We start from the raw sequence: 26,646 nt of genomic DNA on the forward strand, positions 1-26,646 counted from the left end.
CCGGACGGTATACAGGCCCGGTCATTCGCGTGAGGGCCGCTCCCGGGCGCCGCCGTCCGCGCTGTGTACCGGTCCCAGGGGGAACGATGACGAACGACAGGCGTGCGGCGGACGGGGCGAGAGCCCGGCGGCGGGCCGCGGTACTGGGGGCGGCGGTGAGCGGCTGCGCCCTGGTAGCCGCCGCCACCGCTCCGGCCGCCGCGCACCCGGCGGGCCACGGCCACCGGCTCGACTACGTGGCGCTCGGCGACTCCTACACCTCGGGGCCGGGCATCCCCACCCAGGTGGACGCCGGCTGCGCCCGCTCCGACGCGAACTACCCCTCAGTGGTGGCCCGGCGGGAGAGGGCGACGACGTTCACCGACGTCAGCTGCTCGGGCGCGACGACCGTGCAGATGTGGCAGGCCCAGGGCACCGACCAGCCGCAACTCGACGCCGTGTCACGGAACACGGACCTGGTGTCGCTCCAGATCGGCGGCAACGACGTCGGGTTCGGCACGATCATCGCCACCTGCGCCCGGCTCGGCGTCCAGGACCCGACGGGCAATCCGTGCGAGCGCTCCTACACGGCGTCCGGACAGGACGCGCTGGCCCTGGCGGTGCGGCGGACCGCGCCCGAGATCGCCCGGGTGCTGCGGGCCGTGCACGCGCGGGCGCCGCACGCCCGGGTCGTGGTCGTCGGCTACCCGGACCTGCTGCCCGACGACGGCGTGGGCTGCTTCCCCCAGGTCCCCTTCGCTCAGGGCGACTTCGCCTACCTGCGGGACACCGAGAAGCGGCTGGACCTGATGCTGCGCACGGTGACCGGGCGCAACCGGGCGCAGTACGTGGACACGTACGGCCCGACCGTGGGTCACGACATGTGCAAGGCGCCCGCGGACCGCTGGATCGAACCGCTCGCCCCGGCCGCGCCCGCGGCCCCGGCACACCCCAACGCCCGAGGCGAGCAGGCCATGGCGGAAGCGGTCCTGAGACGGCTCGCGGGGAACCACGGGCACCACTGAGCACGGCACGGCGGCCCTCGGCCACGCGCGGGAGGCCGCCGTCCGCCGGTGCCGGCGCCCGCCACCCGGCGAGCCCCCGTCCGGCGGCCGTCGCTCAGCCGCCCAGCGCGCTCCGCACCACCGCCCGTGCCTCTTCCTGCACCCGGGCCAGATGGGGCCGGCCGAGGAAGGACTCGGCGTAGATCTTGTAGACGTCCTCGGTGCCCGAGGGGCGGGCCGCGAACCAGGCGTTGTCGGTGGTGACCTTGATGCCGCCGATGGCCGCGCCGTTGCCGGGCGCCTCGGTGAGCACCGCGGTGACCGGCTCCCCGGCGAGGGTGTCCGCGGTGACCTGAGCGGGCGACAACCTGCCGAGCAGCGCCTTCTGTTCGCGGGTGGCGGGGGCGTCGATACGGGCGTAGGCGGGCTCGCCGAAGCGGGCGGTCAGGCCCGCGTAGTGCTCGGACGGGGTCCGGTCCGTGACGGCGGTGATCTCGGCGGCGAGCAGGGCGAGGAGGATGCCGTCCTTGTCGGTGGTCCACACCGAGCCGTCCCGGCGCAGGAAGGATGCGCCGGCCGACTCCTCGCCGCCGAAGCCGAGTTCGCCGCCGATCAGCCCGTCCACGAACCACTTGAAGCCGACGGGCACTTCGACCAGCCGGCGGCCGAGGCCGGCGGCGACCCTGTCGATCATGGTGGAGGACACCAGGGTCTTGCCGACGCCCGCCCCGGCGGACCAGCGCTCGCGGTGCCGGAAGAGGTAGTCGACGGCGACCGCGAGGTAGTGGTTGGGGTTCATCAGGCCCGCGTCCGGGGTGACGATGCCGTGCCGGTCGGCGTCGGCGTCGTTGCCGGTGGCGATGCGGTACGAGTCGCGCTGCTCGATCAGCGAGGCCATCGCGTAGGGCGAGGAGCAGTCCATGCGGATCTGGCCGTCCCAGTCCAGCGTCATGAACCGCCAGGTGGGATCGGTGTGCGGGTTGACCACCGTGAGGTCGATGCGGTGCCGCTCGGCGATCCGGCCCCAGTAGGCGACGGACGCGCCGCCGAGCGGGTCGGCGCCGACGCGCACCCCGGCCGCACGGATCGCGTCGAGGTCCAGGACGCTCGGCAGGTCGTCGACGTAGGTGCCGAGGAAGTCGTGGCGGCCGGTGGTGCCGGCGGCGAGCGCTCGGGCGTAGGGCAGCCGTCGTACGTCCTTCAGGCCGCCGGTGATGATCTCGTTGGCGCGGTCCTGGATCCAGGAGGTGGCGCCGGACGCGGCCGGCCCTCCGCTCGGCGGGTTGTACTTGAAGCCGCCGTCGGCGGGCGGGTTGTGCGAGGGGGTGACGACCACACCGTCGGCGAGCCCCGTGGTGCGGCCCCGGTTGTGGGTGAGGATGGCGTGCGAGACGGCGGGGGTGGGTGTGTAGCCGTCCGCGCTGTCGATGAGCACGGTCACATCGTTGGCCGCGAACACCTCCAGCGCGGTGACCTTCGCGGGCTCGGACAGGGCGTGCGTGTCGGCGCCCAGGAAGAGCGGACCGTCGATGCCCTGTCCGGCGCGGTACTCGCAGATGGCCTGGCTGGTGGCGGCGATGTGGTCCTCGTTGAAGGCGCTCGCCAGGGACGAGCCCCGGTGCCCCGAGGTGCCGAAGGCCACCCGCTGGGCCGGGTCGGCCGGGTCCGGGTGCAGCGAGTAGTACGCCGTGACCAGCCTCGCCACATCGACAAGGTCCTCGGGACCGGCCGGCCGGCCGGCTCGCTCGTGCGCCATGAGTGCGTTCCTCCGCGTCGGTTTCGGTCGCTCGCTGACGCCCATCTTTCCTCGTCAGGAGCATGACGCGCGAGTGCGCCCCACCTTATGATCCGCTCGTCCCCGTGCCGTCCGGCCACCCGTGCGGGACGCTTCACGGACGGGCCTGCCACCGCGACCGCACCCGTGCCGGACGCCCCCGGGGCGCGGCACGTCCTGCCCGCGGGATCCCGGGTCACGCCGCTCCTCCCGCGAGGGACGGTCCCGGCCACCGCGGTGTTCCTGCTCCGGTTCGCCCGCTTCCCGCGGACCGCCGTCCTCCTCTCCCCCGGCATGGTGCGCGGGTCCGCCGCCCGGGGTGTCCTCGTCCGGCCGACACCGGTGGTCAGCCTCCGGGCGCCCCGGCCCCTGGTGCCGGACGCGCCGCGCGGGCACTCCCGGCGCCGGCGCCCCCGCGCGTGCGGACGCGCCGGTGAACGGCTGGGGGTCTGGCCTGCGCACGCCCTGTCCGCCGCGTACGCGGCGGGTACGTCGGGCGTGGGTCCGCCGTCCCCGGCCGCCCGGACCGCGGCGGGAACCGCGCCCGCCGGTCCACCGCGGACCTCGTGGCCGCGGGCGGCCGTCAGTGGATGTGGTAACTGTCCCCGTACACCTTCCAGTCGAGCGGCGTCCTCAGGTCGAGGTTGCCCTTGCGCAGGAAGACCCGCTGTTCGGTGTCGACGCGGGTGGTGTCGCTGTGGGCCTCCTCCTGCTTCATGGCCCAGACCCTGGCGTCGAGGAAGGCATCGAGGTACGCCGTCTCGTCGCCGCCCTGTGCCGGCGGCTTCGCGGTGCGCAGGGCGCGTCCCCGGATGTTGCGGAAGCTGGTGGAGTCGTCGCCGTCGCCGTGCATGACGATGGCGTCGTAGTAGCAGAACTGGCCGAGCGCGCGCAGTCCGTCGGTCCGGCCCCGGGCGACGGCGGGATCGAAGTAGACGCGGTCGCGCTCGTCGTCCTGGCACCTCCGGAAGACCGTGTCCCGCGCGGCCTCGCGCCAGTCGGCGGGGAAGTCCGGGTCGAGCCCCGAGTGCGAGTCGCTGCCGTCGACCTTGCGCAGCGCGGGCAGGTACCCGGCGAGGACGTTGCCGGGCTCGCGGTCGGCGTAGAGCCGGACGACGTCGAGCATGTCGCCGGTGCCGGAGCAGAAGCCGATGATGCCGGCGGTGTAGCCGCGGCCGTCGCCGATGTCCTCGATGTACTTGTACTGGGCCTTCCAGTCGAGCGAGGAGTTCTCCGCGCTCGACACCAGTTTCATCGCGATCTCCTTCTTCGCGGGGTCGTCGAGGCCGGTCGACGCGGCGCTCACGGCCCGTGCCGCGGCGGCGCGCGGGACGCCGAGCGCGGCACCGGCGGCCACGGCGCCGAGCGCGGCGACGAGGGTACGGCGGGAAAGACGGGCGGAGGCTGCCGATCGGCGGTGTTCGTGCACCACTGGGGGCTCCAAGGAGGTGTGGGGGGTGACGAGTCGCACCAGGTACCGGAGGCGCTGCGAGTACTGGTAGGAAAGTTTCCTATCAGAGTCAGGAGGAGCCGGTAACCCGGGCCGCGCGAAGTTCGTAGGATCGGACAGCGCCCACTCAGAAACCGGACCGCTCAATCCCATCCGGCCGCGCAATTGGACTTATGGATCACCTCGGCGCAGGGTGGACAGACCCCCCTCGCACCCCTGGGGGACCCGTACCGCACCACCCGGAGAACACCCGATGACCTACGTCGCGGACCCCACTCGCTACGACGGCACCATGCGCTACCGGCGCACCGGCCGCTCAGGTCTCGACCTGCCGGTCCTGTCCCTGGGCTACTGGCACAACTTCGGCGACGACCGCGCCTTCGAGACCCAGCGCGAGATCGCCCTGCGCGCCTTCGACCTCGGGATCACCCACCACGACCTGGCGAACAACTACGGCCCGCCGTACGGTTCGGCGGAGGCCAACTTCGGCCGGCTGATGAAGCGGGACCTCGCGCCGTACCGCGACGAGATGGTGATCTCCACCAAAGCGGGCTGGGACATGTGGCCGGGCCCCTACGGGCAGGGCGGCGGATCCCGCAAGTACCTGCTGGCCTCGCTGGACCAGTCGCTGCGCCGGATGGGCGTGGACCACGTGGACATCTTCTACTCCCACCGGCTGGACGCGAGCACGCCGCTGGAGGAGACGATGGGCGCCCTCGACACGGCCGTCCGCCAGGGCAAGGCGCTCTACGTGGGCATCTCCTCCTACGACGCCGAGCGCACCCGGCAGGCCGCCGAGATCCTGCGCGACCTCGGCACCCCGCTGCTGATCCACCAGCCGTCGTACAACATGTTCAACCGCTGGATCGAGACCGAGGGCCTGCTGGACGTCGCCGAGGAGGAGGGCTTCGGCGTCATCGGCTTCACGGCCCTCGCCCAGGGCCTGCTGACCGGCCGCTACCTGGACGGCGTGCCGGACGACTCGCGGGCCGCGCGCGGCGACTCGTTCGACCGCTCCTGGCTGACCGAGGACGTGCTGCGCCGGCTGCGCGCCCTGAACGGCATCGCCGCCCGGCGCGGACAGACCCTGGCCCAGCTCGCGCTCGCCTGGGCGCTGCGCGACCGGCGGGTGACGTCCCTGGTCATCGGCGCCTCCCGCACCGAGCAGCTGGAGCAGAACGTGGCGGCGCTGGAGAACCTCGACTTCACCGACGAGGAACTGGCCGAGATCGACTCGTACGCCACCGACGGCGGCGTCGACCTGTGGCGCGAGGCCCGGCTGGGAAATCTCGGCTGATTCTGCGATATGTGACGTGTGTCACAGAAATTAGGGATAAATAAGACTTAATCTGGCAACTCGGACATCTCTTATGACTTCCCCACACCACAAGGAGCCGCTCGCCGCATGGTGCACGCAGCCCGTCCCAGCCACGTCCCGCCGCCCCACCCGGACCTGAGCCGCGCCCGCGACTGCGAACGCTGCCTCGGCTGGGGGACCGTCGTCAGCCGCGACGGCGAGCACGAGCTGTGCCCGAGTTGCCAGCGGGCCCCCGGTACCGCCGGGGGCCCGGCCCTCTGAGGGCCCGCACCACGGCCGGCCCGTACCGTTGAGGCATGGCCGCCCCTCCGCTCCCCGGACCACTGGCCCACCTGGCGCCGCTGCTCGGCCACTACGGCTACTGGGCCGTGGGGGCCGTGATCCTCGTGGAGGACTTCGGCATCCCGGCTCCCGGCGAGACGATCCTGCTCGCCGCCGGGGTGTACGCGGGCGCGGGTGAGCTGGACATCGTGAAGGTGGCCCTCATCGCGTTCGCCGCGGCTGTCGTCGGGGACAACATCGGCTATCTGATCGGCCACTTCGGCGGCCGCGCCTTCGTGCACCGCTGGGGGAAGTACGTCTTCCTGACCCCGAAGCGGTTCGCGGCCGCCGAGGACTTCTTCGCCCGGCACGGCGGCGTGATCGTGACGGTGGCCCGGTTCGTGGAGGGCCTGCGCCAGGCCAACGGCATCGTCGCGGGCACCTCGGGCATGCACTGGCGCCGCTTCCTCGCTTTCAACGCCCTGGGCGCCGCCCTGTGGGTGGGACTGTGGACCACCCTGGCCTATCTGGCGGGCAGCCACATCGACGCGGTCTACGAGGACATCAAGCGCTACGAGCTCTACTTCCTCCTGGCCCTCGCGGCCCTGGTCCTCGCGCTCGTGGCCCGCCATGTCGTACGGCGGCGCCACGAACGCGCGGGGCCCGAGGGACCCGGAGCCACGAGCTGACTCCAGGGCCCCGGGGCCTCAGGAGGGGCGCGCCGCCCCGCGCGGCTCCGGCGCGGCCCGCCCCGCTTCGGCCGCCGGCGTCCCGTCGCCCCGTTCGTGGCCGCCGCGCAGCGCGGAGGCCACGGCGGAGACCAGGGCCATGCCGGCGGCCACGCCGAAGACGATGGTCAGCCCGTGGTGGAAGGGGCCGGAGACCAGTTCGGGGAAGAACGTGTGGCCGGTCAGGGTGGCACGCTGGGCGGCGCTCAGCCGGTCCAGGGTGCCGCCCGCGAGCAGATGGCCGATGGGGTTGTCGCCGAGGAACGTGGCGAACAGGGTGCTCACCGGCGGCAGCGAGGCCACCTGGTGCGCGGTCGCGGCGGGCACGCCGTGCGCCGCCAGGCCGCCGCTCAGCGTCTTCGGCAGGGTGGCGGCGAGGCCGGAGACCATCAGCGAGAAGAACACCCCGATGGACAGGGCCGTGCCCGAGTTCTGGAAGGTGGAGCGCATCCCGGAGGCGACGCCCCGGTACCTCGCCGGCACGCTGCCCATGATCGAGGAGGTGTTCGGCGAGGAGAACATGCCCTGGCCCAGCCCGTTGAGCAGCAGCAGCGCGGCGAACGGGCCGTAGTCGAAGTCCACCGGCAGGGCCGGCAGCCCGAGCAAGGACCCGGCGACCACCAGCAGCCCGGCGCTGGAGAGGATCCGGGCGCCGAAGCGGTCGGAGAGGTAGCCGGAGACGGGACCGGCGAGCAGGAAGCCGAGGGTGAGCGGCAGCATGAAGATGCCCGCCCACAGCGGGGTGTCCTCGAAGTCGTGGCCGTGCAGCGGCAGCCAGATGCCCTGGAGCCAGATGATCAGCATGAACTGGAGCCCGCCACGGGCGATCGCGGTCAGCAGGGCGGCGAGGTTGCCCGCCGCGAAGGCCCGCACCTTGAACAGCGAGAGGCGGAACATCGGCTCGGCGACCTTGTTCTCCACCACGCAGAAGACGAGCAGCAGGCACACGCCGCCGATCAGCCCGGCGAGGACGAGCGGGTCGGTCCAGCCGGTGGGGTGGCCGCCGTAGGGCTGGATGCCGTAGGTGATGCCCGCGAGCAGGATGCCGGCGCCCGAGGCGAAGGTGATGTTGCCGAGCCAGTCGACCCGGCCGCGCCCGCCGGCCGCGGTCTCGCGCAGGCTCAGGTACGACCAGACGGTGCCGGTGACGCTGATCGGGACGCTCACCCAGAACACGGCCCGCCAGTCCACGGCGGCCAGCAGCCCACCGGCGAGCAGGCCGAGGAACTGCCCGGCGAGCGCGGTGATCTGGTTGACTCCGAGCGCCGTGCCGCGCTGCCGGGAGGGGAAGGCGTCGGTGAGGATCGCGGCCGAGTTGGCGGTGAGCATGGACCCGCCGAAGGCCTGCACGACGCGCCACAGGATGAGCCACAGCGCGCCCGCCCCGGCCCGGAACGGGTCCAGGGACAGGGCGACGGAGGCGATGGCGAAGACCAGGAAACCCAGGTTGTAGATGCGCACCCGGCCGAACATGTCGCCGAGCCGGCCGAGGACCACCACCAGGACGGCCGAGACCAGCAGATAGCCGAGGATCATCCACAGCAGATAGCCGATGTTGCCCGCCGCGAGCGGATCCAGGCCGATGCCGCGGAAGATGGCCGGCAGCGAGATGATCACGATGGACGCGTCCATCGTGGCGATCAGCACACCGAGCGTGGTGTTGGACAGGGCGACCCACTTGTAGCCGGGGCCGGGCGGTGCGGCCCGCTGCCGGGCCGCACGGGCGAGGAGCCGGGCGCGTATGCCGCCCTCGGGCGTACCGGCGTTCACAGCTGTTCCGCCAGCCGGTCGAGGAGGGGCAGTACGTCGGTCAGGGCCTGTCGCTCCCGCGGGGTGAACCCGTCCAGGGCGTGGGCGAGGCGGTCGGCCGACTCGGAGCGGCGCCGCTCCAGCACGCCCCGGCCCTCCTCGGTGATCGCGATGACGGCCCGGCGCCGGTCGGCCGGATCTGGTGCCCGGCTCACCAGGCCCCGCTGCTCCAGGCCGGCCAGGGTGCCGGCCATCGCCTGCGGGCGTACCCGCTCCAGCTCGGCGAGCGCGCCCGGCGAGTCGGGGCCGCCGCGGGAGAGCCGGGCCAGCACCGAGGCGCCGGAGAGGGTGAGGTCGCCCACCGCATGGGCCTGGCGCAGCCTGCGCACGATCCGGCCCATGGCCAGCCGGAGCGCACCCGCGAGCGCGCCGGTCCCGGCGTCGCCGCCCGGCTCGCGGACGGCCGCCCCCGCCACGTCTTCTGTCGTCGCGTCCATGATTAGTAACAATAGATTTAGCAGTGTGGACTGTACAACCGAGGACGGGTAATCGGTTTGAGAGGAGTCGCAGTGGCAAACCGAAGGGCGAACGGACTTCTCGACACGTTGGGATGTGAGGCTCCGATGGCAGGCAACCAGAAGGCCAAGGGCAAGGCCGAGCAGGCCAAGGGCAAGGCCAAGGAGACCGTCGGCCGCGCCGTCGGCAACGAGCGCATGGAGGCCGAGGGCCGCATGGAAGGCGCCAAGGGCGATGCCCGGCAGGCCAAGGAGAAGGCCAAGGACACCTTCAAACACTGAGACCCGGCGTCGGCCGCGGCGCTGACCCGGACGATCGACTCCAGCGGGTCCCGGGAATCCACCCCAGCGATTCCCGGGGCCCGCTGTCGCGTCCGGCACCCGCTCCCAGCAGGGATTCGTGCGCAACCGAAGGATTCCCGGCGCACGTCCCCTTGATCGCCGGACCAGCGGGTAGCCGAGCTGACAGGACGGCACGTTCCCCGCACGCTCGCAGGAAGGGACCCCGAACCCCGGAGGGAAAAGGGCGACGAGATATGGACATCTCGCTGAGGACGCATCCGAGGACGCAGGACCTGGGCTACAGCCGTACCTGGGACACCGGCATGTGCAGCAGCGCCGACGCGCGTGACGCCGTCGCCGCCCTGCTCGCCGCGGCACGCCCGGCGCCGTTGCGGCGCTCGGTCCAGGACGCGCAGCTTGTCGTGAGCGAACTGCTGACCAACGCGGAGAAACACGCGCCGGGCCCGTGCGCCCTCAGCCTGGAGCTGAGGCCCGGCGCCCGGTCGCTGCGCATCTGCGTGACGGACACCTCCACCACGCCGCCGCACCGCCGCCCGCCGGACCCCGGACGGGTCGGCGGCCACGGTCTGCACCTGGTGACAATGCTCTCGCGGAGCCTGGAGGTGACGGAGCTGCCCGAGGGCAAGCGGGTCACCGCGACGGTGCCCCTCGTCGCCGCGGACGCCGCGGCGCGGGACGGCGAGTGAGTCCGCGGCACGGCGGCTGAGGCCGCACACCCGCGCCGCCCGCGCGGTCGCCCCCCGCTGCCCATCGCCCGCTCCGTCCTGCCGACCCTCCCGCCCACCTGTCCGGTCCGCGCCGCACCCAGCGGTACGTTGCGGCGCCCGGAGCGGGGGTACTCGTCACGGTATGAACGCAGACGCACGTGACGACCGGCGTCAGAGCGGGCAGGAACGCCGGCAGGAACAAGGGGACGTGAACCGCCGGGACGCGGCGGAGCGCCGCCGGGCCGCGAAGTCGTCCGGCGACTCGCCGACACCCACACCCACCCCCCGCGACATCGCCGAACGCAGCTCCCGGAGCAGGGGCTCCGGGGAACGGGGCGGCGGCCAGGAGTCGCACTGACCCGGCTGGGACGCCCTGCCGGGCGGCACACCTCACGGGACCGGCGGTGACCGGCCCCCGGGGTCGTCGCGGCCCTGCGTCCCCTCGGTATCCGTCTGGGGCCGGGTCAGCGGGAGATCACCCGCGGTCAGGTGTTCGAGGACCTGTACCAGTTCCTGGCACGCCTGCTCCACCGAGCGACGCGTGTTGCGCTGCTCGGTGATCAGCGCGGCCATCAGGAGCGCCGTGAGCGCCATCGTCCCGTTGAACGCCTGGAGCTTGGCCATGATCTCCACCGGGTTCAGCCCCACGAAAGCGCCGCTCGCGTCCGTGGCGGCGATGGTGGCCATCACGGACGTGAACAGCGCGCACAGCACGGCGCCCGCGAGCTGGAAGCGCAGGGCGGCCCAGACGATCAGCGGGTAGACCAGGAAGAGCAGGCTGAGCGAGCTGTAGACGGCCACCGGGACGAGCACGCAGGCGATGACGGTCAGCGCGGTCGCCTCCCGCCATCGGCCCAGGGACACCGGTCTGCGCAGTCCGCGCAGCATCAGCAGCAGCGGGGTCACGAGCAGGACGCCCATCGCGTCGCCGACCCACCAGGCGAGCCACACCGGCCAGAAGGCGTGCGCGGCCAGCTTGTCCGTGAGCACGAGCATGCCCACACCGACGGTCGCGCTGATCGTCATGGCGCCCAGCGCGCCGAGGAACACCAGGGCGAGGCCGTCCCGGAACCGGCTGAGGTCGGGGCGGAAGCGCGCCCAGTGCAGCAGGATCGCCGCGCACACGGGGGCGGCGGTGTTGCCGAAGAGGATGCCGACCAGATCGGGGCCGGGCGGTGAGATGCTCAGGATGAGGGCGAGGGCGCCGAGGGTGATCCCGGGCCAGCAGCCGATGCCGAGGATCAGCAGGGCGGCGACGGAGACGCCGGTCGGCGGGTAGATCGGGGTGAAGACGGCGCTGCCGACGGACAGCTCGCGCAGCAGGCCGAGGCGGGCGGAGCCGTAGTAGAGGGCCGCGACGGCCAGCACCTGGACGACGTAGCCGCCCGGCCGGCGCAGTTCCGCGATACCCACCACAGCAGCCATCTCACACCGCCCGGCGCGGCTCGGCGAGGCGAGAGCGCCCGGGGTCCGGCCCTCTGGCTGAATCGAGGGACCCTGCGGGCCCTGCGGACCCTACGGCCGTCCGGGCCCGTCGAGGCCGACGACTAGCACGGCGGCGTCGTCCTCGTGTCCGATGCTCTCTGCGCCCTTGATCACGGCGGCGGCCAGCGCGTGGCTCTCCAGGCCCGCGACGGCGGCTATGCCCGCGAGCCGTGTCACCTGCTCCAGGCCGTCCTCGACGGTCAGCGAGGGCCCCTCCACCACACCGTCGGTGAGCAGCACGAACAGCCCGCCGCTGGTCAGCCGGTGCCGGGTCACCGGGTAGTCGACGTCCCGCTGGATGCCGAGCGGCGGCCCGCCCTCGTCGTCGACGACACCGGACTTGCCGTCCGCCGTGGCCCAGACGAAGGGGATGTGGCCGGCGCGGGCGCTCTCCGTCGCGCCGGTGGCCGGGTCGAGCCGCATGAAGGTGCAGGTGGCGAAGAGTTCGCTGCCGAGGGAGAGGAGCAGTTCGTTGGTGCGGGCGAGCAGTTCGCCGGGCTCGCCGGTGGCGAAGGCGAGCGCGCGCAGCCCGGCACGGACCTGGCCCATGAAGGCGGCGGCCTCGATGTTGTGCCCCTGTACGTCCCCGATGGCCAGGCCGATCCGGCCGTCGGGCAGCGGGAAGGCGTCGTACCAGTCGCCGCCCACGTTGAGCCCGTAGCAGGCGGGCGCGTAGCGGACCGCCAGGTGCAGTCCGGGGGCGGTGGGCAGGTCCCGGGGCAGCATGCCCCGTTGCAGGGCGATGGCCAGCTCGACCTGGGTGCGCTGGAGTTCCGCACGCTCGCGCGCCTGCGCGGTGAGCGAACCGAGTCTGGCCAGCAGTTCGTCGCCGTCGTCGGTGGAGCGCTTGCGGGGCATCGGTTCACTTCCGGCGGAGGGTGCCCTGGGAGACGGCCGCCCCCGAGGAGCACGGCTGCCCGAATCATCGGCAAACGCCTAGATTTTACCTAAATTGACCGAACTCGGCGCGGCCCGCCCGGCGGGCCGCGCACCCCGCCTCCGCGTCGGTTCAGCTCGCGTCGGAGTCGATCCCGGTGATCACCGCGGGCCCCAGCGGCGCGCTGCGTTCGTCCAGGCCCGCTCCGCGCAGCGCGGTGTCCGCGAGCCGGCGGGCCTCCTCCTCGGCGTGCGGACCGGTGTCGGCCTCGACGGTCAGGCGGAGGGTGAACGTGTTGTCGTCGTTGACGTTGAGCACGTCCAGGTCCTCGCTGCTGCCCATCCGGGTGCCGTGCGGGTCCACGGGGCGCAGCGCCCGGGTCAGCCGGGTCCGGGTGTCCGCGCCGACCCCGGTGATGAAGGTGCCGGGGACGCTGATCAGGTAGGTCGTCATGTCGGTCCTTTCCTATGGCGTCCCCTCGACTACCCCGTTTCCCGGCCTTCGCACGGGGCGGCCCGGGTGATCGGCTTCTTACGGACTCCTCACCCGGGCCGGCCGCTCACAGCGGGGAGTGGGCCACCGCCGTGACGTAAGCGCCGAAGAACAGCGACACCAGGGTGAGCGCGCCGTAGACGAGGACCGCCTGGACGGGCCGTACCCGCCAGGTCCGGGCGAGGGCGCGGGCCATGGGGATGAGCAGGGGGAAGGCCGGGAGCAGGAAGCGGGGCTTGGAGGAGAAGGAGCCCGAGCCGCCGAGCACGAGCAGGATCAGCACCCCGGCGAAGACGGCCAGGACCAGCGGGGGGCGCTCCAGGCACAGCAGCGCGAACAGCAGCAGTGCGGCGGCCACCACCAGCAGCGCGACCGTATAGACGACGCCGCCGCCGTGCAGCAGCAGGGCCCTGACGAAGCGGGCCGCCCCGACGCCGAAGTCGAAGCGCGAGTCCCAGGCGCTCTGCACCTTGAAGTAGCCGCCGAACAGGTCGCCGACCCGGGCGCCCACCCACAGCACATAGCCGAGGAAGCCCAGCGGCGCGAGGACGGCGCCGGCCCACAGCCGCCAGGGGACCCGGCCGCGGGCTCGCCAGGCCTCGTACAGCGCGGCGGCGACGACGGCGCCGGCCACCGCGAAGCCGCTGGGCCGGGCGAGGCCCGCGAGCGCGGCCAGCGCACCGGCCCACAGCCAGCGGCTCCGGAGCGCGCAGTACAGGGACCAGATGGCGAGTGCGGCGAACAGCGACTCGGTGTAGGCGATGGTCAGCTCGACGGCGTGCGGCATGACCGCCCACAGGCCGACCAGCGCGGTGGCCACGCCCCGGCCGTGGAGCAGATGTCCGATGACGTAGACGCCGTACGCCGCGACGCCCGCCGCGAGCCAGGCGATGAGCAGCGCGGCCTGGCCCGGGGTGAGCGGCAGCACGGTGTTGAGCGCTCGGATGAGCGCCGGATAGAGGGGGAAGAACGCCCAGTCGGTCTGGACGGCGCCCTGCGGGCTGATCCACATCTTGTGGCCGTAGCCCTGGGCCGCGATGTGCAGGTACCAGCGGGAGTCCCAGGAGTGGGCGAAGGTCCGCACCAGCGGGTGGCCGCGCAGGGCGTTGGTCAGGATCACCGCGAGTATCCCGGCGAGCCGGACGCAGGCGAACAGTGCGAGGGCCGGCACCGCCCCTTCGGGGATCCCGCGGCGGGCGATCCGGGGCAGGTCGAAGCGGCCTGCGGGACGGGAAGGGGCGGCCGGTTCGGGCCGGGGTACGGAGGAGGTGCTCACGCTTTTGACCTTGGGCACGCCGGGTAAGACGTGCAATCCACGACTCGGGTTTCCTGCGCACTTCCACCCTGAATCAGGAATCGGTCAAGAAATGGGTGTAAGTCCCTTACGGTCCCCTGACCCAACGGGTCGAACCCTTCTTCGGGCACCCCCCTGCGGCCCCCCGGAGGGACCCACGTAGGGTGTGGTTATCATATGAGCGCTGCCTAGCTCGAAAGATGGACCGGACCTGTGACTGTCAACGACGACTCGTTCACCAACTGGAAGAACCGCGAGGAGATCGCGGAGTCCATGATCCCGCTCATCGGGAAGCTGCACCGCGAGCAGGACGTGACCGTCCTGCTGCACAGCCGCTCCCTGGTGAACAAGTCGGTGGTCAGCATCCTCAAGACGCACCGCTTCGCCCGGCAGATCGCCGGCGAGGAGCTGTCCGTCACCGAGACGATGCCCTTCCTGAAGGCCCTGACCACCCTGGACCTCGGCCCCTCCCAGATCGACCTGGGCATGCTCGCCACCCTCTACCAGGCCGACGAACGCGGCCTGAGCGTCGAGGAGTTCACCGCCGAGGCGGTCGCCGGCGCCACCGGCGCCAACAAGATCGACCGGCGTGAGCCGCGCGATGTCGTGCTGTACGGCTTCGGCCGCATCGGCCGCCTCGTGGCCCGCCTGCTGATCGAGAAGGCCGGCTCCGGCAACGGGCTGCGCCTGCGCGCCATCGTGGTGCGCGGCGGCGGCGCCCAGGACATCGTCAAGCGCGCCTCGCTGCTGCGGCGCGACTCGATCCACGGCCAGTTCCAGGGCACCATCACGGTGGACGAGGACAACAGCACGATCATCGCCAACGGCAACGCCGTCAAGGTGATCTACGCCGACGACCCGTCGCAGGTGGACTACACCGAGTACGGCATCCGTGACGCCATCCTCATCGACAACACCGGCAAGTGGCGGGACCGCGCGGGCCTGTCCGAGCACCTGCGCCCCGGCATCGAGAAGGTCGTGCTGACCGCGCCGGGCAAGGGCGACGTCCCGAACATCGTGCACGGCGTCAACCACGACACCATCAAGCCGGACGAGCAGATCCTGTCCTGCGCCTCCTGCACCACCAACGCGATCGTCCCGCCGCTGAAGGCCATGGACGACGAGTACGGCGTGCTGCGCGGTCACGTGGAGACGGTCCACTCGTTCACCAACGACCAGAACCTGCTGGACAATTACCACAAGGCCGAGCGCCGCGGCCGGTCCGCGCCGCTCAACATGGTGATCACCGAGACCGGTGCCGCCTCGGCCGTGGCGAAGGCGCTGCCCGACCTCAAGGCGCCGATCTCCGGCAGCTCGATCCGCGTTCCGGTGCCGGACGTCTCGATCGCGATCCTCAACCTCCAGCTGGCCCGCGAGACCACCCGCGAGGAGGTCCACGACTACCTGCGCGACGTCTCGCTGACCTCGCCGCTCAAGCGCCAGATCGACTTCACCACGGCGCCCGACGCGGTCTCCAGCGACTTCATCGGCTCGCGCCACGCCTCGATCGTGGACGCCGGCGCGCTGAAGGTCGACGGCGACAACGCGATCCTCTACCTCTGGTACGACAACGAGTTCGGCTACTCGTGCCAGGTCGTCCGGGTCGTGCAGTACGTGTCGGGCGTGGAGTACCCGACGTACCCGGCGACGGCGGTCTGACGCCCCAGCCCACGGCGCCCTTCGCGGCCGCCGACCGGAGCCCCCGGTCGGCGGCCGTTCGCGTTCCCGGACGACCTCAGGGCACCTTCACCACTCATCGGTTTGCCTAAATGGATTAGGAAGTTACATAATCCTTTTAGGTTAAAGGGAGGAAGCTGATGGTGCGTGCGGGACTGACCACGGAGCGGCTGGTCCGTGCCGGCGCGGAGCTGGCCGACGAGGTGGGATTCGAGCAGGTGACCGTGTCGGCGCTGGCCCGGCGGTTCGACGTCAAGGTCGCGAGCCTGTACTCGCACCTGAAGAACTCCCAGGACCTCAAGACGCGGATCGCGCTGCTCGCCCTGGCGGAGATGGCCGACCGCGCCGCAGAGGCGCTCGCCGGGCGCTCCGGCAAGGACGCGCTCGGCGCGTTCGCGGACGTCTACCGCGACTACGCCCTCGCCCACCCCGGCCGCTACACGGCGGCCCGGTACCCGCTGGACCCCGGGACGGCCGCCGCGAGCGCGGGCCCCCGGCACGCCCAGCTGACCCGGGCGATCCTGCGCGGCTACGACCTGCCCGAACCCGACCAGACCCACGCGGTGCGCCTCCTGGGAAGTGTCTGCCACGGCTACGTCAGCCTGGAGGCGGCCGGCGGTTTCGCGCACAGCGCCCCCAACTCCCAGGAGTCCTGGACACGGATCGTGGACGCCCTGGACTCCCTGCTGCGCAACTGGCCCGCCCGCTGAGCCGACGCCTCCGACGAAACACAGGCCGACATCATGCACACCACCGCACTCACCGCCGACCTCGTCCGCGGCGCCCTCGACCTCGAACGCACCGAGCGGGGACTGCTGCCGCACCGGCTGCCCGTCCGGGCCCGCGCCCAGTGCGCCGACCCGCAGCTCGCCCTGGCCGAGTCCCAGCCCGCCGGCGTACGGCTGGTGTTCCGCACCCGGGCCACCGCCGTCGAGCTGGACACCCTGCCGACGAAGCGGGTCTACACCGGCGCTCCCCCGCGTCCCGACGGGGTGTACGACCTGCTGGTGGACGGACGGCCGGCGGGCAGCGCCACCGCGGCCGGGGGCGACACCCTCACCGTCGACATGGCCACGGGAAGCACGGAGCACACGCCGGGTCCGGTCGCCACCGTACGGTTCTCCGGGCTGCCCGAGACGCCCAAGGACGTGGAGATCTGGCTGCCGCACAACGAGCGGACGGAACTGGTCGCGCTGCGCACCGACGCGCCGGTGACGGCCGTACCGGACCGCGGCCGCAGGGTCTGGCTGCACCACGGCAGTTCGATCAGCCACGGCTCGGACGCCACGAGCCCCACCGCCACCTGGCCGGCGCTGGCCGCCGCCCTCGGCGGGGCCGAGCTGGTCAACCTCGGCCTCGGCGGCAGCGCGCTGCTCGACCCGTTCACCGCCCGCGCGCTGCGGGACACCCCGGCCGACCTGATCAGCGTCAAGCTCGGCATCAACGTCGTCAACAGCGACCTGATGCGGCTGCGCGCCTTCGGGCCCGCGGTGCACGGCTTCCTGGACACCGTCCGCGAGGGGCACCCGGACACCCCGCTGCTCGTCGTCTCCCCGGTGCTGTGCCCGATGCACGAGGACACTCCCGGCCCCACCGCCTGGGACCGCACCGCGCTCGCGGAGGGCCGGCTCGCCTTCCGGGCCGCCGGGGACCCGGCGGAGACGGCGGCCGGCAAGCTCACGCTCGGCGTCATCCGCGCGGAGCTGGCACGGATCGTGCGCGAGCGTGCGGCCGAGGACGACAAGCTCTTCCACCTCGACGGCCGCGAGCTGTACGGCGAGGCCGACTTCGCCGAACTCCCGCTGCCCGACGGCCTCCACCCGGACACCGCCGCGCACCGCAGGATCGGCGAGCGGTTCGCGGCGGCGGTCTTCGGCCCGGGGGGCGCGTTCGCGGACCGGCGGGGCTGGGCCGACGGCGCTTCGCGGGACCGGCTGCGCCGATCGGGGCCGGCCCGGCCGCCATCGGCGTGAGCCCGCCGCCCGGCGGCGGGCCGCCGGGGAGCTCAGACGAGGTGGGCGAAGACCACCAGGTTGTCGGTGTAGTCCTTCGCCGTGTGGTCGTAGTCGCCCGCGCAGGTGATGAGCCGGGCCTCGGGGCGTGCCGCGTCGGCGTAGACCCGGTCGCTCGGGAAGTCGTCCTTCGCGAACGTCTCGGCGCTGTCCACGACGAAGTTCGCGGTCCGTCCGTCGGCGCGCTCCACGGAGAACCGGTCCCCGGCGTCCAGTTGGTCGAGATTGACGAAGACGGCCGCGGAGACCTTCGTGTCCACGTGCCCGGCGATGATGGCGGTGCCCCTCTCGCCGGGCGCGGCGCCCTTGGCGTACCAGCCGACGAGATTGGTGTCCGCCGCGGGCGGCGGCTGGAGCTGCCCCGCGGCGTCGAGGGTCAGCTGGGTGAAGGGGGCGTCGACACCGATCTCCGGAATGAGCAGCCGGGTCGGCTCGGACCGGGGCAACCCGGCGGCCGCCGACGGCGATCCGGTGGAGCTGGCCCCGGAGGCCGGGGTCGCGCGCGGCGCCGGGAACGATCCCCGGTGCCCCCCGAACATGCTGACGGCGAGGAAGAGGATCGCCACCCCCCAGAGCACCAGCCGCCCGCCACGGGCGGCACCTGACGCGTCCGGCTCCGGTTCGGGAGGCCGCGCGGGGGACGGATCCGCTGCCATCGGACATCACCTCACTGGGACAAGGCGGTACGGGGACGGGTGTCGACGGCGGGGGTTCCGCCCGCCCCGCGAGGGGCACGCGCCGCCGGCGCGGTCGTCGCGCCGGCGGCGTCCGCGGCTCCGGTCAGGACGCCGGCCGCGCGGCCTTCTTGCGGCGCAGTGCGTACAGGCCGGCCGCGCCCGCGCCGAGGACCGCGAGGCCGCCCGTGGTCACACCGGGGCCGGCGAGCGCGCCGCCACCGGTGTGCATGCCGCCGCGCGGCTTGCCGCCACCGCCGTCCGAGCCGCCGCCCCAGTCGCTGCCGCCGTCGTCGCCGCCCTTGCCGCGGCCGCCGCCACCGCTGTCGTCGTCACCGCTCTTGCCGCGGCCGCCGCCGCTGCTGCTGTCGTCGCGCAGCACCGTGGCGAGCGCTCCGCCACCCGTGTGCATTCCGCCGCGGGGCCGGTCGTGTCCGCGGCCGTTGCCGCCTCCGCTGCCGTTGTCTTGGTCCCGGTCGGAGCCCTTGTCGCGGCCACCGCCTGAGTCACTGCTGTACGAGGAGTCCCCACGGCCCGAGTCGTGCCCGGCCGGGGCCGCGAACGCGGCGCCGGGCGTGGCGAAGGCCAGGGCGGCCGCGGCGGCTGCCGTGGCCAGGAGGGTACGGGCAGAACGCATCGTGTAGTCCTTCCGCCGTGACCGGGCAGCGGACGCCTCATCAGCTGGATGGACCCGGTCTCGACATGAACCACCGTCAGCGAGGCCGTCGGCTCCCACCATCCGGGCCGCCCAGCCGTGTCAACGGCCCACCCGTCTGTCCCAGTGCGCACGGCCCGGAGCCCCTCGTCCGGTCCAATCCGGACCGCCACCGGACCCTGCCGCGTCCCGCCGGACCCACTGCGCCCCGCCGAGGACGAGCCGGGGGCGAGGCCGGCGAGAGGTTCGTCACCCGCCCTTGTTATGACAGTGGTCATAGCGCAGTCTTGTGGCGGACGGTACGGCGGCACACGGCCGGCGGCCGAGGCGGTGGGAGGCGGCAGTGGCGAACGGGATGGCGCGGGCCCTGTGGGAGCGCTACGAACCGGTGCACGACCTGGTGTACTTCGCACCGCAGGCACACCACGCCGCACGGGCGCTGGGCCTGCGCGGCTACTGGATGGGCTACTTCGCGCTGCGGGCCGCCCCGCTCGGCCCGGTCTCCCCCGCCGTCGTGACGAGCGGCTTCTACGTCTTCCACCACGACCGGGTGGCCAGGGCACTGCCGGACGCCTGGAGGTACGCGGCTCCCGCGCAGGTCCTCGCGGCCCGCGAGGACGCCATGGACGCGGCGATGACCGGGCTGTACGGACCGGAGGTCACCGGTTCCGCCGAGTTCACCGAGGCCGCCGATCTCGCCTGGGAGGCCGCGGCCGCCGCGGACACCACGGGCCGGGTGCTGGCGGCGGCCAACCAGGCGCTGGAGCGTCCGGAGCGGCCGACGGCCCGGCTGTGGCAGGCGGTGACGACCCTGCGCGAGCACCGGGGCGACGGGCATGTCGCGGTGCTGGTCGGCCAGGGGCTCGGCCCGGTCGAGGCCATGGTGCTCAAGGCGGCCGCCGGCGAGTCGGACGAGGACTTCCTGCGCGAGACCCGCCAGTGGGGGCAGGGCGACTGGACGGCGGCCGGGGTCCGGCTGCGCGAGCGCGGACTGCTCGCCGGGGACGGCTCCCTCACCGCCTCCGGAACGGCGGCGCGCGCGCAGGTCGAGGCGCTGACCGACGCGGCGGCCGAGAGCCCCTGGCATGCCCTCGGCCCGGACCGCACCGCCCGGCTGGCCGCCCTGCTGGATCCGCTGGCCCGCGCGGTGGCGGAATCGGACCTGCTGCCGCCCGGCAACCCGGTGGGCCTGCCCGCGCGTTCGACCCCCGTCGGCGACTGACGGTACGCCGGGCGCCTCGTGTGGCCACCGGGCGCACTCGCGCCGCCCGTGCGGCTCCGGCCCGCGCGCGGGGCCGCTCCGAACGGCTGAAAAGCGTCGTAGTAACGGTCGAAGTAGCCTCTCCTGAGCTGGAGTTGTCCGCCGTACTCTGAAGCCGTGGTCACGCGAGGCGAGGATCCTGGACAGGCGGCGGCCCGGCTCACCGGGCGCCGGGTCGACGCGGCGCGGGGGATGCCCGGCTCGCCCGTGCGGGTGCCGCCGGACGACGCCACCCCGGTGACGGTCGAACGCGCCGACGCCCCCGGCGCGGTCCGCGCGGAGATGGCGGGGCCGGGCCGGCCGGGCGCGGCGGGCGCCGCAGGGGTGCCCGGGACGCCCGGACACGACGAGCGCCGGATGGCCGCCGGGCGGATGGCGACCGGGGAGCCCGGCGTGAGGGTGGCGCTCCGTTTCGGTCAGGCCCCGACGGCCCCGCACGCGTCCGGCGCGCCGCGCTCCGGCTCGGCGTACCGCGTGCACGAGGAGCGGGAAGAGCCGGTGCACTCCCCCGCGTTCGCGCCGGCCGGCGGCGAGCGGCGCCGGCTCCCGGCGCCCCGCGAGGACCCGGTCGAAGTGCGGGCGGCCGAAGAGCCGAAGCATCTCCGGATCGGCCTCCCGGTGCCCGCCGCGCACGGCCGGGACGATGGGCCGCACCCCACCGTCGGCGTCCCACGGCACACCGCCGTGCCACAGATCGCCGTGCGGCCGTGCGCGCGGTCCGGCGGTCCCGGCCGGTTCCGGCGGCCGCGCGCAGACCCGCTCGGACACCGCCGCCTCGCCCGGCCGCGGCGGTTCGGACGCGGATACGCGGAGCGCGCACTGTCCGTGGCACGCGGGGCACTCGCTGTATGAGCGGGGTGTCCGGCACCGCGACGGAACGCACCCCTCCGCGCCATGGTCACGCAGCGTAAGGAAACCAATCACCCGTTCGAATCGTATAAGGACGTGAAAGCCGAACCAGGGAGAGACCATGCAACCGTTCACGCTCAACTACGCGCGCCCGGCTGTGCAGTTGGAAGTAACCGTTCCGTACGCGTACGACTCCGGACTGCAGTTGAACGTCCTCCCGGACGGGCGGATCGCCGCGACGGACCACGCGACCCTGCGCGCGCTGGGGACCACGACCTCGACCGCCGGTTCCAAGACGCACTTCGACGACTGAGCCGCGGGCCCGCAGACGATGACCGTGCTCATCCTGACCAGTGAAGAAGACGTGACGGCGGACATGGTGGTCCTCCGCCTCCGCGAGGCCCGGGTGCCCGTCGTCCGGTTCGACCCCGCCGACCTGACCGACGGGGTCGCGCTGTCGGGCGAGTACGCGCACGGCACCTGCCACGGGCAACTGTCCGTCGGCGGACGGCTGGTGGAGCTGGACGGCCTGCGCTCCATCTGGGTGCGCAGGCCCGGGACGGCGGCCGTGCGCGCCGCCCAGCCGTCCGCCTGGCTGACCGAGGAGTCCGCGCAGGCGCTGTACGGCATGCTCCGCTGTACCGGCGCCCGCTGGATGAACCATCCGGACGCCGCCCGCCGCGCCCGTTACAAGCCGTGGCAGTTGCGCCACGCGCAGCGCAGCGAGCTCATGGTGCCGGCCACACTGATCACCACCTTCCCGCAGGCCGCGCAGGAGTTCGCGGAGCGCCATCCGGACCTGGTGGTCAAACCGGTCTCGGGGGCGCATCCGCAGGAACCGCCGCGGGCGGTGCCGACCAGCAGGGTCGCGCCGGACGCGGACTTCAGCGCGGTCGCCTTCGGACCGACGCTGCTCCAGGAACGCGTGGTGAAGCAGGCCGACATCCGGCTCACCGCCGTCGGAGGCACCCTGCTGGCGGCCCGCAAACCGGTGAATCCGGACGCCCATCCCGACGACGTGGACGTCCGGTTCGCCCCGTCCGTGTCGCCGTGGCGGCCGGTGGCGGTGCCCGGGTGGGTCGCCGACGGGGTCCTGCGCTATCTGCGCGGGGCCGAACTCGCCTACGGTGCCTTCGACTTCGCGGAAGACGCGGACGGCGTCTGGTGGTTCCTGGAGTGCAACCAGTCCGGTCAGTTCGGGTTCGTGGAGATGGACACCGGACAGCCCATCGCCGCCACCATCGCCGAATGGCTCGCGGCGGACGGACTTCCGGAAGACGGATGTGCGAACGCGGCGACAGGCGCAGGCTGTTGAGGACGCGGGGACCGGTTCGGAGAGAGGAACGCCATATGCGCATCGGACTGCTGGGAACGGGTCCCTGGGCTCGGGCGGCCTACGCCCCCGCCCTCGCCGGGCACCCCGGCCTGGAGTTCGCCGGGGTGTGGGGCCGCCGCCCCGAGGCCGCCGCCGCGCTCGCACAGCGGTACGACGTCACCCCGTACACCGACGTGGACGCGCTGCTGGCCGACGTGGACGCGGTCGCCGTCGCCCTGCCGCCGTCCGTGCAGGCCCCGTTGGCGGTCCGCGCGGCACGGGCCGGGCGGCATCTGCTCCTCGACAAGCCGCTCGCGCTGTCCGTCGCCGACGCGCGTGCGGTCGCCGAGGCGGCGGAGCGGGCCGGGGTGGCGTCGGTGGTGTTCTTCACCGCGCGCTTCCAGAAGGAGCCGGAGGCGTGGATCGGGGAACAGGCTTCGGTTGCGGGCTGGTGCACGGCGCGGGCGCACTGGCTGGGGGCGGTGTTCACGACCGACAGCCCCTTCGCGGCCTCTCCGTGGCGCCAGGAGAAGGGCGCGCTGTGGGACCTGGGCCCGCACGCGCTGTCCGTGCTGATGCCCATCCTCGGCGACGTCACCGAGGTGGTGGCGGCGGGCCACGGCCCGGGAGACACCGTGCACCTGGTCCTCGACCATGCGGCCGGGGCCTCCAGCACCGTCACCCTCAGCCAGTCGGTTCCGCCGGCGGCCGCCGGAACCGGGTACGAACTGCGCGGCGATCACGGCGTCACCGTCATGCCCGCCGCGTCCGAGGACGCCGTCACCGCCCTCACCCGGGCCGCCGACGCCCTCCTGGCCTCAGCCGGGACCGGCCGTCCCCATCCCTGCGACGCGTCCTTCGGCCTCCGGGTCACGGAGATCCTGGCAGCGGCGGAGGCCCGTCTGTCGGCGAACACGGAGTAGTTCCGGGCGCCCTGTGCGCCGGCGCCGAGGGGCCGGCGCCCGGGGATCGCGGACCGCTCGCGCCCGGCCCCGTGCTCCGCCCCGCCGGAGCCGGTGCCGTCCTCCCGGCGCCCCGGCCCGGAGCCGTCACCCGTGGCCCCGGACCGGCCTCCCGTCCGTCGGCGCCGCCGCCGCGAAGATCCAGCGGTTGGCGGCCAGGGCGTCGTTCGGTTCCGGGAGGGGGCCGCGGCCGTGCCTGCGGGTGAAGTCGTAGGGGGTGCGGGTGGTCACCGTCCAGCCCAGGGAGGCGAGTTCGGCTGCCGAGTCGGGGCGGGGCCCGGCGTCGAAGAGCGCCAGCAGATCGATGCCGACGCGCCGGAGGGTGGTGGTGTAGACGGGGCTGGACCGCACCTGCGGGGACTCCACAAGGCCCTTGATCTCGTAGGCCAGGGTGCTGTCCGCCGCGCTGAGCCGGTCGATCGTGGCGACGAGGCGCCGTTCGGCCGCCGCCGGCAGATACAGCAGCAGTCCCTCGGCCAGCCAGGCCGTGGGCTCGGCGGGGTCGAAACCCGCGGCCCGCAGGATGCCGGCCCAGTCCTCGCGCAGGTCCGCCGCGAGCGGGCGGCGCTCGGCGGTGGGGGCGGCCCGGAGCCGGTCGAGGACCGTCTGCTTGAAGGCCAGCACCTCCGCCGTGTCCACCTCGTACACCGCGCACCCCGGCGGCCAGTCCAGCCGGTATGCCCGGCAGTCCAGGCCCGCGCCGAGGATCACCACCTGACGTACGCCCAGGTGCGCCGAGCGCAGCAGGTGGTCGTCCAGCACGCGGGTGCGCAGGGCGAAGTACCGGCCGAGCCTGCCCCACAGCGGGTCGGCGTCCCCGCCGGGGACCTGTCCCGGCCGTACCGGCCAGTTCGCCGAGGCCGCCGCCGCGCGCACGAAGTGCTCGGCGAACGGGTCCCGGGCCAGCGCGTCGGGGCGATGTGTCTCGATCGCGCGGGCCGCGGCCACCAGCAGGGCGGTGCGGCCCACGCCCCGGGCCACTCCCGCGGTCAGGCCCCCGGCCGTATGCACGGCACCTCCTCGGGCCCGAGCGCCGGCGCGGTCCAGGCCGCCGGGTCGGCACCGGTCGTGGTCCGGGCGCCGTAGACCACGCGCATGAACCGCAGGACGTCGTCGTACGGCAGGTGCAGGGCCGCGGTGCAGTCCGTCAGGACGGTCACATGGAAGCCCTTCTGGAACGCCGTGCGGGCGGTGGTGTCCACGCACACGTCGGCGTACAGCCCGGCGAGGACCAGGTGGCCGACACCGCGTGCGCCGAGGTGGTCCTCGAAGCCCTCGCCGAGGAAGGCGTCGAAGCGGGCGCGCTTGGTGAATACCCGCTCGCCCGGCTCCGGAGCGACCCGGTGGAACTCGGCGCCCCAGGAGCCCTCCAGGCACTTCGGCCGCTTGCCGAGGACGCGGTCCCGCGACCGCCAGGCGGCGCCCTGGTGTTCGGGGTCGCCGGTGAACCGGACGAAGACCACCTCCACACCGCGCGCACGGGCCGCGGCCACCGCCCGGACGGTGCCGGCGACGGCCGCGTCCAGGACGGTGGGGTCGCCGCCGAAGCGGGCCAGGGCGGCCGGGCCGGTGCAGAAGTCGTTCTGCACGTCCACGACCACCAGGGCCGTCCGCTCCTCCGTCGGGCCGGTCATGAGCCGCCGGCCGGGGCGTCGTCGGCCGGTGTCCCGGCTCCGGGCGCGTCGAGGGCGTCGAGCAGGGCGTCGGCCACCGCGGTGGTGGAGTGCCGCCCACCGAGGTCGGGCGTGGATATGCCCCGTTCCTCCAGGATCCGCAGGGCCTTCTCCACGGCCTCCACCGCACCGGGGCATCCGGCGTGCCCCTCGGCGACGCGCGCGGCCGCGCGGATGGTCGCCACCGGATTGACGAGGCCCCGGCCCGCGATGTCGTCGGCGGAGCCGTGCACCGTCTGGTACTCGGTGAGTCCGGCCAGCGCGGGGTCCAGGAAGACGTTCTCGGTGCAACGGTTCTCCTGCCGGTCGGAGCCGAACCGGTCGAGCAGCATGACGTGCATGATGTCGGCCCATTCGTTCCCGGCGATCAGCAGCGTCCGGTCGGGCAGACCGTGCGTGATGAGGTTGCGGTTGACCGTGTCCGGCTGGAACAGGCCGATCTCCACGCCGAGTTCCGCCGCGAGTTCGCTCACCCAGGCGTCCAGCGCGCCGTCCAGGAGATGGAACTTGTACGCCATGACGATGCGGCCGATCCGCCCGTCCGGCCACTCCTGGCGCGCCCGGCGCAGGGCGTAGCGGACGACGCTCCCGGTGATCTCCCGGCCGAAGGTCATGGTCCGGGTGATCTCGCCGGGCGTGTGCCGGTTGTCCCCGGTGTAGAACCCCTGTGCCTGGTCACGCACCAGCAGCAGGGAGCGGCCGTCGGCGCCGAGGAGGTCCACCTTGACGGCGCGCAGCCGTCGGCGCACGAGGTACAGGGACTGGGCGTTGACGGCGGTCCGGAAGACGGCCGTGGTGCCCTGCTCGGCGCGGGTGCGGCAGAACCGCTCGTAGTGGTCCGCGTCCGCGGCGGTGAGCCCGCGGACGGCGGCGACGTCGGATTCGCCGCGCAGCGAGTGGTAGGAGTGGTAGAGCCGCGGGGAACGCTCGATCGTCACGGCGCCCGGGTGCCCGGTGGTCAGCGCGCCGAGCACCCGCTCGAAGACGTCGGCGAGTTCGGGTCCGGTGCCCCGGCCCACGGCCAGTCCGATGACGGGGGTGCCCGGGTCGCGGGTCACTGGTCGGTCCCCGTGGTGAGGTGGTCGCCGGGGATGCCGGACTTCTCCGGGCGGTAGTAGTCACGGATGCCGTCGGCCCAGGTGACCACGGGGACGCGGTCGCCGTGGACCGGCTCGAAGGCGTCGAACAAAGCCTCGATGTTGGGGCGCTGGAAGCCGATGGCCGTCATCAGGGCGACGAAGTGCGGGCGTTCGACATAGCCGTCGCCGTCCGGGTCGCCCAGCGCGGCGAGGGCCTCGGCGAACTCGTCCACGGTGACGTCGAATCGCTGGGGGTCGAGCACGATGGCGTTGAACTCCTCGGGACTGACCTGCCCGTCGCCGTCGGCGTCCAGCTCGGTGCGCAGGGTGTCCCAGTAGCCCTGGAAGGCCTTGAGCATCCGGTGCTTCGCGCCGTCCCCGGCCTCGGGCACGGCCTCGACCACCCGCCTGCCCATGAGTTCGAAGTCCCCGGGATCCAGCACGCCGTTGCCGTTGGCGTCGAACAGCGAGAAGACGAGTTCCACCCGGTTGTTCGCCTCGGTGGTGGCCATGGTGTTTCCCCTCCGGTCATACGGTGCGCGAGAACACCGCC

28 protein-coding genes and 1 pseudogene are annotated in these 26,646 nt (G+C 73.4%); 14 read left to right on the forward strand and 15 right to left on the reverse strand.

Annotated elements, in window-relative coordinates:
• Positions 1-86: 86 nt before the first annotated feature.
• A complete protein-coding gene (locus VT52_RS09460) occupies positions 87-1,004 on the forward strand; it encodes an SGNH/GDSL hydrolase family protein (protein ID WP_046416705.1) in 918 nt (305 codons plus the stop codon).
• A gap of 94 nt (positions 1,005-1,098) precedes the next feature.
• Here VT52_RS09460 and pgm read toward each other — a convergent pair whose 3' ends face one another.
• Together pgm and VT52_RS09470 are read right to left on the reverse strand one after the other, a co-directional pair.
• Complete coding sequence (pgm, locus tag VT52_RS09465; protein WP_046416706.1) at positions 1,099-2,739, reverse strand: phosphoglucomutase (alpha-D-glucose-1,6-bisphosphate-dependent); 1,641 nt, start codon at positions 2,737-2,739, stop codon at positions 1,099-1,101.
• A gap of 601 nt (positions 2,740-3,340) precedes the next feature.
• Positions 3,341-4,189, reverse strand: a complete 849-nt coding sequence (locus tag VT52_RS09470; RefSeq protein ID WP_046416707.1) for a chitosanase — start codon at positions 4,187-4,189, stop codon at positions 3,341-3,343.
• Between the two features lie 271 nt (positions 4,190-4,460).
• On the opposite strand from VT52_RS09470, the gene mgrA reads away from it, so the two are divergent.
• The 3 genes from mgrA (at position 4,461) to VT52_RS09480 (ending at position 6,475) form a co-directional block, all read left to right on the forward strand.
• Positions 4,461-5,504, forward strand: coding sequence for an L-glyceraldehyde 3-phosphate reductase (gene mgrA / locus VT52_RS09475; protein ID WP_046416709.1), 1,044 nt, complete (start codon positions 4,461-4,463; stop codon positions 5,502-5,504).
• Positions 5,505-5,612: 108 nt separating this feature from the next.
• On the forward strand, positions 5,613-5,786 hold the full coding sequence (locus tag VT52_RS37880; protein ID WP_167377674.1) for a hypothetical protein: 174 nt from the start codon (positions 5,613-5,615) through the stop codon (positions 5,784-5,786).
• A 35-nt stretch (positions 5,787-5,821) separates the two neighbouring features.
• Entirely contained in the window at positions 5,822-6,475 is a 654-nt protein-coding gene (locus tag VT52_RS09480; RefSeq protein ID WP_046416711.1) for a DedA family protein, read from the forward strand.
• Between the two features lie 18 nt (positions 6,476-6,493).
• Here the strand turns inward: VT52_RS09480 and VT52_RS09485 are convergent, their stop codons facing one another.
• Positions 6,494-8,146, reverse strand: coding sequence for an MFS transporter (locus VT52_RS09485; protein WP_240509704.1), 1,653 nt, complete (start codon positions 8,144-8,146; stop codon positions 6,494-6,496).
• Between the two features lie 134 nt (positions 8,147-8,280).
• A complete protein-coding gene (locus tag VT52_RS09490; RefSeq protein WP_079174952.1) occupies positions 8,281-8,760 on the reverse strand; it encodes a MarR family transcriptional regulator in 480 nt (159 codons plus the stop codon).
• A 126-nt stretch (positions 8,761-8,886) separates the two neighbouring features.
• Between VT52_RS09490 and VT52_RS09495 the strand changes: the two genes are divergently transcribed.
• From VT52_RS09495 to VT52_RS37530, 3 genes are all read left to right on the forward strand, one after another.
• Positions 8,887-9,060 carry a CsbD family protein gene (locus tag VT52_RS09495; RefSeq protein ID WP_069734908.1) on the forward strand — a complete coding sequence of 58 codons (174 nt, stop codon included), beginning with the start codon at positions 8,887-8,889 and terminating at the stop codon, positions 9,058-9,060.
• Between the two features lie 254 nt (positions 9,061-9,314).
• Positions 9,315-9,767 carry an ATP-binding protein gene (locus VT52_RS09500; RefSeq protein ID WP_046416712.1) on the forward strand — a complete coding sequence of 151 codons (453 nt, stop codon included), beginning with the start codon at positions 9,315-9,317 and terminating at the stop codon, positions 9,765-9,767.
• Positions 9,768-9,930: 163 nt separating this feature from the next.
• Positions 9,931-10,146, forward strand: coding sequence for a hypothetical protein (locus tag VT52_RS37530; protein ID WP_143070859.1), 216 nt, complete (start codon positions 9,931-9,933; stop codon positions 10,144-10,146).
• 32 nt (positions 10,147-10,178) lie between these two features.
• On the opposite strand, the gene VT52_RS09505 is transcribed toward VT52_RS37530, so the two are convergent.
• From VT52_RS09505 to VT52_RS09520, 4 genes are all read right to left on the reverse strand, one after another.
• Positions 10,179-11,204, reverse strand: coding sequence for an MASE1 domain-containing protein (locus tag VT52_RS09505; protein WP_046416713.1), 1,026 nt, complete (start codon positions 11,202-11,204; stop codon positions 10,179-10,181).
• A 99-nt stretch (positions 11,205-11,303) separates the two neighbouring features.
• Positions 11,304-12,131: a PP2C family protein-serine/threonine phosphatase gene (locus VT52_RS09510; RefSeq protein WP_046416715.1), complete on the reverse strand. Its 828-nt coding sequence runs from the start codon at positions 12,129-12,131 to the stop codon at positions 11,304-11,306.
• 151 nt (positions 12,132-12,282) lie between these two features.
• Positions 12,283-12,603, reverse strand: a complete 321-nt coding sequence (locus VT52_RS09515; protein WP_046416717.1) for a hypothetical protein — start codon at positions 12,601-12,603, stop codon at positions 12,283-12,285.
• Positions 12,604-12,709: 106 nt separating this feature from the next.
• Positions 12,710-13,918 carry a hypothetical protein gene (locus tag VT52_RS09520; protein ID WP_240509700.1) on the reverse strand — a complete coding sequence of 403 codons (1,209 nt, stop codon included), beginning with the start codon at positions 13,916-13,918 and terminating at the stop codon, positions 12,710-12,712.
• Positions 13,919-14,149: 231 nt separating this feature from the next.
• Here VT52_RS09520 and VT52_RS09525 point away from each other — a divergent pair, with 231 nt between their 5' ends.
• The 3 genes from VT52_RS09525 to VT52_RS09535 all read left to right on the forward strand — a co-directional run bounded on the left by VT52_RS09525 (position 14,150) and on the right by VT52_RS09535 (position 17,586).
• A complete protein-coding gene (locus tag VT52_RS09525; protein WP_046416721.1) occupies positions 14,150-15,595 on the forward strand; it encodes a glyceraldehyde-3-phosphate dehydrogenase in 1,446 nt (481 codons plus the stop codon).
• A gap of 158 nt (positions 15,596-15,753) precedes the next feature.
• Complete coding sequence (locus tag VT52_RS09530) at positions 15,754-16,323, forward strand: TetR/AcrR family transcriptional regulator (protein WP_046416723.1); 570 nt, start codon at positions 15,754-15,756, stop codon at positions 16,321-16,323.
• A gap of 33 nt (positions 16,324-16,356) precedes the next feature.
• Complete coding sequence (locus VT52_RS09535) at positions 16,357-17,586, forward strand: GDSL-type esterase/lipase family protein (RefSeq protein WP_046416725.1); 1,230 nt, start codon at positions 16,357-16,359, stop codon at positions 17,584-17,586.
• Positions 17,587-17,618: 32 nt separating this feature from the next.
• Here the strand turns inward: VT52_RS09535 and VT52_RS09540 are convergent, their stop codons facing one another.
• Positions 17,619-18,281, reverse strand: a complete 663-nt coding sequence (locus VT52_RS09540; protein WP_046416726.1) for a class F sortase — start codon at positions 18,279-18,281, stop codon at positions 17,619-17,621.
• A 124-nt stretch (positions 18,282-18,405) separates the two neighbouring features.
• Positions 18,406-18,936 (reverse strand): hypothetical protein, encoded by a 531-nt coding sequence (locus tag VT52_RS09545; RefSeq protein ID WP_046416728.1) that lies wholly within the window; start codon positions 18,934-18,936, stop codon positions 18,406-18,408.
• A 361-nt stretch (positions 18,937-19,297) separates the two neighbouring features.
• Here VT52_RS09545 and VT52_RS09550 point away from each other — a divergent pair, with 361 nt between their 5' ends.
• Positions 19,298-20,176, forward strand: a complete 879-nt coding sequence (locus VT52_RS09550) for an SCO6745 family protein (protein ID WP_046416731.1) — start codon at positions 19,298-19,300, stop codon at positions 20,174-20,176.
• Between the two features lie 507 nt (positions 20,177-20,683).
• Here the strand turns inward: VT52_RS09550 and VT52_RS38665 are convergent.
• Positions 20,684-21,001 (reverse strand): annotated as a pseudogene (locus tag VT52_RS38665) (fructosamine kinase family protein); the annotation flags it as partial.
• 184 nt (positions 21,002-21,185) lie between these two features.
• Between VT52_RS38665 and tgmA the strand changes: the two are divergent.
• From tgmA to VT52_RS09570, 3 genes are read left to right on the forward strand one after another with little or no spacing between them, the layout of a single operon-like run.
• Positions 21,186-21,377, forward strand: coding sequence for a putative ATP-grasp-modified RiPP (tgmA, locus tag VT52_RS09560; protein ID WP_046416733.1), 192 nt, complete (start codon positions 21,186-21,188; stop codon positions 21,375-21,377).
• Between the two features lie 18 nt (positions 21,378-21,395).
• Positions 21,396-22,379 carry an ATP-grasp ribosomal peptide maturase gene (gene tgmB, locus VT52_RS09565; RefSeq protein ID WP_046416735.1) on the forward strand — a complete coding sequence of 328 codons (984 nt, stop codon included), beginning with the start codon at positions 21,396-21,398 and terminating at the stop codon, positions 22,377-22,379.
• A gap of 35 nt (positions 22,380-22,414) precedes the next feature.
• On the forward strand, positions 22,415-23,302 hold the full coding sequence (locus tag VT52_RS09570; RefSeq protein ID WP_046416737.1) for a Gfo/Idh/MocA family protein: 888 nt from the start codon (positions 22,415-22,417) through the stop codon (positions 23,300-23,302).
• A 126-nt stretch (positions 23,303-23,428) separates the two neighbouring features.
• Here VT52_RS09570 and VT52_RS09575 read toward each other — a convergent pair whose 3' ends face one another.
• The 4 genes from VT52_RS09575 to VT52_RS09590 are packed head-to-tail and all read right to left on the reverse strand — an operon-like array spanning position 23,429 to position 26,605.
• Complete coding sequence (locus tag VT52_RS09575) at positions 23,429-24,352, reverse strand: class I SAM-dependent methyltransferase (protein WP_046416739.1); 924 nt, start codon at positions 24,350-24,352, stop codon at positions 23,429-23,431.
• On the reverse strand, positions 24,331-24,975 hold the full coding sequence (locus VT52_RS09580) for a cysteine hydrolase family protein (protein ID WP_046416740.1): 645 nt from the start codon (positions 24,973-24,975) through the stop codon (positions 24,331-24,333). The genes VT52_RS09575 and VT52_RS09580 overlap by 22 nt, the downstream gene beginning before the upstream one ends.
• Positions 24,972-26,072 carry an isocitrate/isopropylmalate family dehydrogenase gene (locus VT52_RS09585; RefSeq protein ID WP_046416742.1) on the reverse strand — a complete coding sequence of 367 codons (1,101 nt, stop codon included), beginning with the start codon at positions 26,070-26,072 and terminating at the stop codon, positions 24,972-24,974. The genes VT52_RS09580 and VT52_RS09585 overlap by 4 nt, the downstream gene beginning before the upstream one ends.
• Positions 26,069-26,605: an EF-hand domain-containing protein gene (locus VT52_RS09590; RefSeq protein WP_046416744.1), complete on the reverse strand. Its 537-nt coding sequence runs from the start codon at positions 26,603-26,605 to the stop codon at positions 26,069-26,071. Before VT52_RS09590 ends, VT52_RS09585 begins: the two co-directional genes overlap by 4 nt.
• Positions 26,606-26,646: the final 41 nt, after the last annotated feature.

It is taken from the genome of Streptomyces malaysiense (assembly GCF_000980885.2).
Taxonomy (GTDB): Bacteria; Actinomycetota; Actinomycetes; order Streptomycetales; family Streptomycetaceae; genus Streptomyces; species Streptomyces malaysiense.

Coding starts and splice junctions, on each gene's coding strand:
- tgmB (WP_046416735.1), top strand. CDS start 21,396: ATGACCGTGCTCATCCTGACCAGTGAAGAAGACGTGACGGCGGACATG.
- VT52_RS09495 (WP_069734908.1), top strand. CDS start 8,887: ATGGCAGGCAACCAGAAGGCCAAGGGCAAGGCCGAGCAGGCCAAGGGC.
- VT52_RS09530 (WP_046416723.1), top strand. CDS start 15,754: ATGGTGCGTGCGGGACTGACCACGGAGCGGCTGGTCCGTGCCGGCGCG.
- VT52_RS09500 (WP_046416712.1), top strand. CDS start 9,315: ATGGACATCTCGCTGAGGACGCATCCGAGGACGCAGGACCTGGGCTAC.
- VT52_RS09545 (WP_046416728.1), bottom strand. CDS start 18,936: ATGCGTTCTGCCCGTACCCTCCTGGCCACGGCAGCCGCCGCGGCCGCC.
- VT52_RS37530 (WP_143070859.1), top strand. CDS start 9,931: ATGAACGCAGACGCACGTGACGACCGGCGTCAGAGCGGGCAGGAACGC.
- VT52_RS09490 (WP_079174952.1), bottom strand. CDS start 8,760: ATGGACGCGACGACAGAAGACGTGGCGGGGGCGGCCGTCCGCGAGCCG.
- mgrA (WP_046416709.1), top strand. CDS start 4,461: ATGACCTACGTCGCGGACCCCACTCGCTACGACGGCACCATGCGCTAC.
- VT52_RS09570 (WP_046416737.1), top strand. CDS start 22,415: ATGCGCATCGGACTGCTGGGAACGGGTCCCTGGGCTCGGGCGGCCTAC.
- VT52_RS09535 (WP_046416725.1), top strand. CDS start 16,357: ATGCACACCACCGCACTCACCGCCGACCTCGTCCGCGGCGCCCTCGAC.
- VT52_RS37880 (WP_167377674.1), top strand. CDS start 5,613: ATGGTGCACGCAGCCCGTCCCAGCCACGTCCCGCCGCCCCACCCGGAC.
- VT52_RS09590 (WP_046416744.1), bottom strand. CDS start 26,605: ATGGCCACCACCGAGGCGAACAACCGGGTGGAACTCGTCTTCTCGCTG.
- VT52_RS09540 (WP_046416726.1), bottom strand. CDS start 18,281: ATGGCAGCGGATCCGTCCCCCGCGCGGCCTCCCGAACCGGAGCCGGAC.
- VT52_RS09480 (WP_046416711.1), top strand. CDS start 5,822: ATGGCCGCCCCTCCGCTCCCCGGACCACTGGCCCACCTGGCGCCGCTG.
- VT52_RS09460 (WP_046416705.1), top strand. CDS start 87: ATGACGAACGACAGGCGTGCGGCGGACGGGGCGAGAGCCCGGCGGCGG.
- pgm (WP_046416706.1), bottom strand. CDS start 2,739: ATGGCGCACGAGCGAGCCGGCCGGCCGGCCGGTCCCGAGGACCTTGTC.
- VT52_RS09515 (WP_046416717.1), bottom strand. CDS start 12,603: ATGACGACCTACCTGATCAGCGTCCCCGGCACCTTCATCACCGGGGTC.
- VT52_RS09510 (WP_046416715.1), bottom strand. CDS start 12,131: ATGCCCCGCAAGCGCTCCACCGACGACGGCGACGAACTGCTGGCCAGA.
- VT52_RS09580 (WP_046416740.1), bottom strand. CDS start 24,975: ATGACCGGCCCGACGGAGGAGCGGACGGCCCTGGTGGTCGTGGACGTG.
- tgmA (WP_046416733.1), top strand. CDS start 21,186: ATGCAACCGTTCACGCTCAACTACGCGCGCCCGGCTGTGCAGTTGGAA.
- VT52_RS09485 (WP_240509704.1), bottom strand. CDS start 8,146: ATGGACGCGTCCATCGTGATCATCTCGCTGCCGGCCATCTTCCGCGGC.